At 71.2% G+C, this 5,318-nt stretch carries 3 protein-coding genes and 2 pseudogenes; all 5 read right to left on the reverse strand.

The genetic code is table 11. The annotated features are described in order from the left end of the window. Window positions 1-176, reverse strand: a pseudogene (locus tag ACZ5OX_RS38905) (ATP-binding protein); the annotation flags it as partial. After that, a complete protein-coding gene (locus ACZ5OX_RS38910) occupies window positions 157-798 on the reverse strand; it encodes a DUF742 domain-containing protein (RefSeq protein ID WP_465636917.1) in 642 nt (213 codons plus the stop codon). The gene ACZ5OX_RS38910 and the pseudogene ACZ5OX_RS38905, both read right to left, overlap by 20 nt. Window positions 799-959: 161 nt before the next feature. Next, entirely contained in the window at window positions 960-1,373 is a 414-nt protein-coding gene (locus ACZ5OX_RS38915) for a roadblock/LC7 domain-containing protein (protein WP_097236138.1), read from the reverse strand. A gap of 10 nt (window positions 1,374-1,383) precedes the next feature. Next, a complete protein-coding gene (locus ACZ5OX_RS38920) occupies window positions 1,384-4,749 on the reverse strand; it encodes a sensor histidine kinase (protein ID WP_465636919.1) in 3,366 nt (1,121 codons plus the stop codon). 476 nt (window positions 4,750-5,225) lie between these two features. After that, window positions 5,226-5,318, reverse strand: a pseudogene (locus ACZ5OX_RS38925) (ATP-binding protein); the annotation flags it as partial.

Genomic DNA, 5,318 nt, shown 5'->3' on the forward strand with positions numbered 1-5,318 from the left:
AGGTCGTCGATGCCGGCGGAGGCCGAGGTCATGACGGCTTCGGTGCGCAGGGGGTTGATCTCGGAGACGGCGCCGACGAGCGTGGTCTTGCCGACACCGAAGCCGCCCGCGACGACGATCTTCGCGGAGGTGGTGGCGCGGGTGGGGGCGGCCGCGTTAGAGCTTGCGAAGTCCACTGAGGACCCTTTCGAGCAGCGTGACGTCGGGCTGGTTTCCGGTTTCGCCGCCGGAAGCGGGCTGGTGGATGGCGACCAGGCCGGCCTCGGCCAGGTCGGCCACGAGGATGCGGGCCACTCCCAGGGGAAGCGAGAGCAGCGCCGACACCTCGGCGACGGACTTGACCTCCGTGCACAGCGTGCAGATCCGCTGGTGCTCGGGGAGCAGGGTGGCCAGGCGCTGCGGATCGACGTCGGCGGAGACCAGGGCCTCCAGCGCGAGTTCGTAGCGGGGCCGGGTCCGGCCGCCGGTCATCGCGAACGGGCGGATCAGCGGGCCGGAGTCGGGTTCGTCCTCGAACTCCTCGACGTGGCCGGGTTCCTGGGCGGGCCGGTAGCCGGGCGTCGGCTCGGGCGCCGGGGCCGGGTAGCCGGGTGCCGGGGCGCCGTACGAGGGCTGCTGGGCGTACTGGTCGTACTGGCCGTACTGTTCCTGGGGCCGGAGGTACGGCTGCCGGGGCTGTCCGTACTGGTGCCGGCCGTACTGCTGACCGTGGCCGACGCCGGGTGCTCCGAAGGCGTCATGGCCTGTGCCAGGGTACGGAACACCGTACTGGCCGCTGCGGTCGTCGGGCGGTGTCACGGTTCCTCTCCTCACAGGGTGCGGCGGTGCGGTGCGAGCTTCGGCGCAGGTCCGGAGCCGGTGTTGCGAAGGCCGTACAACGTCCGAACCCGAGCCCGCCGAAGCGGGCCCGGGAAGGACGCGGAGGTACTTCGAATACCTGGACGGTATCCGACGAACCGTCAGTGCAGGAGACTGCCCTGGAGTTCTGCGCGGAGTGCGGGGGTGAGGACGGCTCCGGCGCGGTCGACGAGCAGGGCCATCTCGTAGCCGACGAGGCCGATGTCGGAGTCCGGGGAGGCCAGGACGGCGAGGGCGGAGCCGTCGCTGATGGCCATCAGGAACAGGAAGCCCCGCTCCATCTCGACGACGGTCTGGTTGACCTCGCCGCCCTCGAAGATCCGGCTCGCGCCGGAGGTGAGGGAGGTGAGGCCGGAGGCGACGGCGGCGAGCTGGTCGGCACGGTCGCGCGGGAAGCCCTCGGACATGCACAGCAGGAGGCCGTCCGCGGAGACCACCACGGTGTGGGACACCCCGGGGGTGTTGTCCACGAAATTGGTGATCAGCCAGTTCAGGTTCTGTGCGGCCTGGCTCATCTGAGTCAACTCAACGCTCCTGGTGGTTCGAGCCGCCGAAGAGATCGGTGCTCCGGTTCTGTCCGTTGCCGGACTGGTCTACCTGATCGGGGTCGATCCGGAAGCTTCCGGTGTTACCGGCGCTGCGGCCCTGCTCCACACCGCGGCGCAGGTTGGTGAGGCGGCCACGGACCTCCTCCGGGCTGCGGGAGACCTGCGGCCCGTCCTGCGGGGTGGACTTGGCGTTGCCGGGCACCAGGTTCTGCTTGGGCACGCGCCGCGGCAGACCGGCACCGGTGGTGCCACCGGAGGCGGGCTCACGCAGCTGCTCGGCCCGCTGCCAGTCGCCGTCGTTCGGCGACTGCCAGGCGGTGCTGGCGGTCGGGCCGGTCGGGCCGTAACCGCCGAGCGCGGACACGTCGTGGCCGCGCTGGGCCGCCGGCGCCGAGGTGTCCTTGGCGCCGGCGAACCAGTTCGGGCTCTCGCCGGACGGGCTGCCGTCGGCCGGGGCGGAGGCGGGGCCACCGCCGGCCAGCTGCTCGCCGGGGCGGCGCTGCGGCAGCCCGGACGCCAGGGTGGTGTGCGGCGGCTCGGCGGCGGGCAGCGCGGGCGGCTCCGGGGCGTACGGGTGGCCGGCCGGGGACTCCTCGGCCGGACGGCCGTACTGGTCGGCGTACCCGTCCTGCTGGTAGCCGCCCTGGTCGTAGCCGTACCGGTCGTCGGCGTAGCCCTGCTGCTGTCCGTAGCCCTGCGGGGCGTACTGGTCGTAGCCGTCCTGGGCGTACTCGTCCTGCTGGTGGTACTCGTCCTGCTGGTAGCCGCCCTGGTCGTAGCCGTACTGGTCGTCGGCCTGGGCCTGCGGCTGCTCGTAGCCCTGCGGGGCGTACTGGTCGTAGCCCTGCTGGTAGTCCTCCTCGACCTCGGCGTCCACCACCGGCGCGTGCGGGGCGCTGTCCAGGGCCGCGCGGCGGACCTGGTCGAGGCGCTGCGAGCGCTGGACGGACTCCAGGGCCGGGCTGAACCCGCTGGAGCCGGCGTTGCCGATGCCGGTGAGGTGGTCGTCGAAGCCGAGCTCGGCCGCGCTGCGGGCGGGGGCTTCCGGCGCCCACTCGGCGGTCGGCTCCTGCTCGGCGAAGATCCGGGAGACGGTGAACTGCTCGTCCGGCTCCGGCGCCGCACCGGACTGGGTGACGAACGGCGGGAGCATGACCAGCGAGGTGGTGCCGGCGGACTCGCCGGACGGGCGGAGCTGGACGCGGACGTCGTGCCGCTGGGAGAGCCGGCCGACCACGAACAGGCCCATGCGGCGGGAGATGGTGGCGTCCACCGTGGGCGGCTCGGCCAGCTTCTCGTTGATCTCCGCGAAGTCCTCGGCGGTGAGGCCGATGCCCTTGTCGTGGATCTCGACCAGCACCCGGCCGTCCGGCAGGCGGGTCGCGTTGACCAGCACCCGGGTCTGCGGGCTGGAGAACGAGGTGGCGTTCTCCAGCAGCTCGGCGAGCAGGTGGACGAGGTCGGTCACGGCGGCGCCGACGACGTCGACCTCCGGGATGCCGGAGAGCTCGACGCGCTCGTACTGCTCCACCTCGGACGCGGCGGCGCGGAGCACGTCGACCAGCGGGACCGGGGTGTTCCAGCGGCGGCCGGCCTCCTCGCCCGCGAGGACGAGCAGGTTCTCACCGTTGCGGCGCATACGGGTGGCCAGGTGGTCCAGCTTGAAGAGGTTCTCCAGCTGGTCCGGGTCGGCCTCGTTGTTCTCCAGGTCGGTGATCAGCGCCAGCTGGCGCTGGATCAGGCTCTGGCTGCGGCGCGACAGGTTGGTGAAGATCGCGTTGACGTTCCCTCGCAGCAGGGCCTGCTCGGCGGCGAGCGCCACGGCCTGCTGGTGGACCTGGTCGAACGCCCGGGCGACCTCGCCGATCTCGTCCTTGCCGTGCAGCGGGATCGGGCTCACCGAGGTGTCGACCCGGTCGGGGTCGGTCTTGGAGAGCTTCTCGACCAGGTCCGGCAGGCGGTGGTCGGCGATCTCCAGGGCGGCGTTGCGCAGGGTGCGCATGCCGAGAATCATCGAGCGGGCCACGTAGCCGGTGAGCAGACCGGCCAGGACGAGCGCCGCGACGACGATGACCGTGTTGAGGATGGCGTCGTAGAGCGCGTTGTCCTTCAGGGCGAGGGCGTCGTTGAGGACGTCGTCCAGCAGCGCGACTTCGGTGTTCCGCAGGGCCTGGATGTGGGTGTTGGCGGCCTGGTTCCAGTTGTCCGGGGTCAGACCGGCGTTCTTCGCCTCGGTGTACGCGGCGTCGGCGGCGGCCTTGCCCTTCAGCTGGCCCTCCGCGGCGGCCTGGCTGTACGAGGCGCCGAGCTGGAGCAGGGCCTGCATGGTGGGCGCCGCGCCGTTGGGCATCTTGTACGCCGAGCGCTCCTGCGCGGCGAACTGGGCGACCTGCGCCTCCGCGTACTTCCGGGCGTCCTCGGGCGCGCTGCCGGTGTTGAACTCGTTGATGGAGACCTGCTCCAGCTTCTCCGAGATCAGGATCTGCTGGATGACGTCCTGGTTCTCGTAGCGCGTGGTGGCGTTCGCCGAGATGCCGACCAGCAGGTTGAGCATCAGCGCTCGCTGGGTCGAGGCGGCGGCCTTGGCCAGCGACATCGCGTAGATCGCGCGGCCCTTGCTGGTGGCGTTGGCGGAGCCCATGCCGACCGAGTTGTCGAAGGCCAGCAGCGGGTCGAGCATCACCGAGTAGGCGTTGGCGGTGGCGCTGATGAACAGCTCCGGGTTGTACGCGTTGGCCCGCAGGTGCGGCAGGTCGACCACCAGGGTCTGGAAGGCCTCGTGGCGGCGGGGGAGCTCACCGGACTTGTCGGAGGCGGCGTAGGCGGCGTTGTACGCCTTCAGCGCGGCGTCGGTGTCGTTGCGCCGCTTGGTCACCTCGTTGTTCGGGTCCTGCTTGGTGATCAGGGGTATGAGCGTCTTGTCGCGCTCGTTCTCCAGCGCCTCGGCGAGTTCGGTCGCCGCCTTGGCCAGCTCGGCGGTCTTCTCGGCGCGGGAGGCCTTGATGTAGCCGTCGACCGAGGTGTTCACTCGCAGGCCGCCGAAGACGAGACTGATGATCACGGGGATCAGCAGGATCGCGATCAGACGGGTCGGCACGCGCCAGTTGCGCGGGCGGAGGAAGTCGTACCGGCTGGAGCCGCCGCCACTGCCGTCGCCCGACGATCCGCTGCCGCGGGGCGCCGTGGGCGAGGCCTGGGGTTCGGTGGCCGGGACGGGGGACTGGGCGCGTTCCTCGGTGGGAGTGAACGCGGAGAATCCGGCCGGATCCCCCGGGGTACCGTTCGGCTCGCTCTGGCGGGGCTCGGAGCGCCGCTGCGGGGCGGGTTGCTGCTTACGCCTCACTCGACAACTACCTCTCGGCCGAATGCCGGCCATGGATCAATCCAGCGCTACCCCGGGGCCCTGTCCCGCCGCCGGACGGACCGGCGCAGGAGACACCCAGGGGTAGCTGGAATTTCAGCACGTGCAGGGATGGGGGACAAACAGCCGCAGCCCGGCACCCGCGTCGGCACAATCCGGACAATCACCGACATGACGGAGCAAAACAGTGGTCACCAGGCGCTGAGCGACGCCAATTCGCCACACTGAGTCATTGTTGATCACAAAATGCCTACCGAACTGTTATCCGCTGCTTATGCGCGGGTCTTGCGCGGAGCCCCCGGAGGACACCGGCCGGTAAGCGTCGTGGCCCCGACGGCCCGTCGTGAGGACGGGCCGTCGGGGCTGTGCGGTTGCTCGCGCGCCCGCCTCCGGGGCGCCCTGGACCCCTTCGGCTCGGTGCGGGTGTTCGCGCGCCCGATGCTCGCGGTCGCCCTCGTTCAGCGGAGTCGGGCGAGGAGGGCGTGTTCGACGAGGGTGATGAGGGCGCTCTTGGCGCTGTCGCGGCGTCGGGCGTCGAGGGTGATGACGGG

The organism is Kitasatospora sp. NPDC032121 (assembly GCF_055580145.1).

What these genes read in the sequence shown, in the direction of transcription:
- ACZ5OX_RS38915 (WP_097236138.1), bottom strand. Translation starts at nt 1,373, where the DNA reads ATGAGCCAGGCCGCACAGAACCTGAACTGGCTGATCACCAATTTCGTG.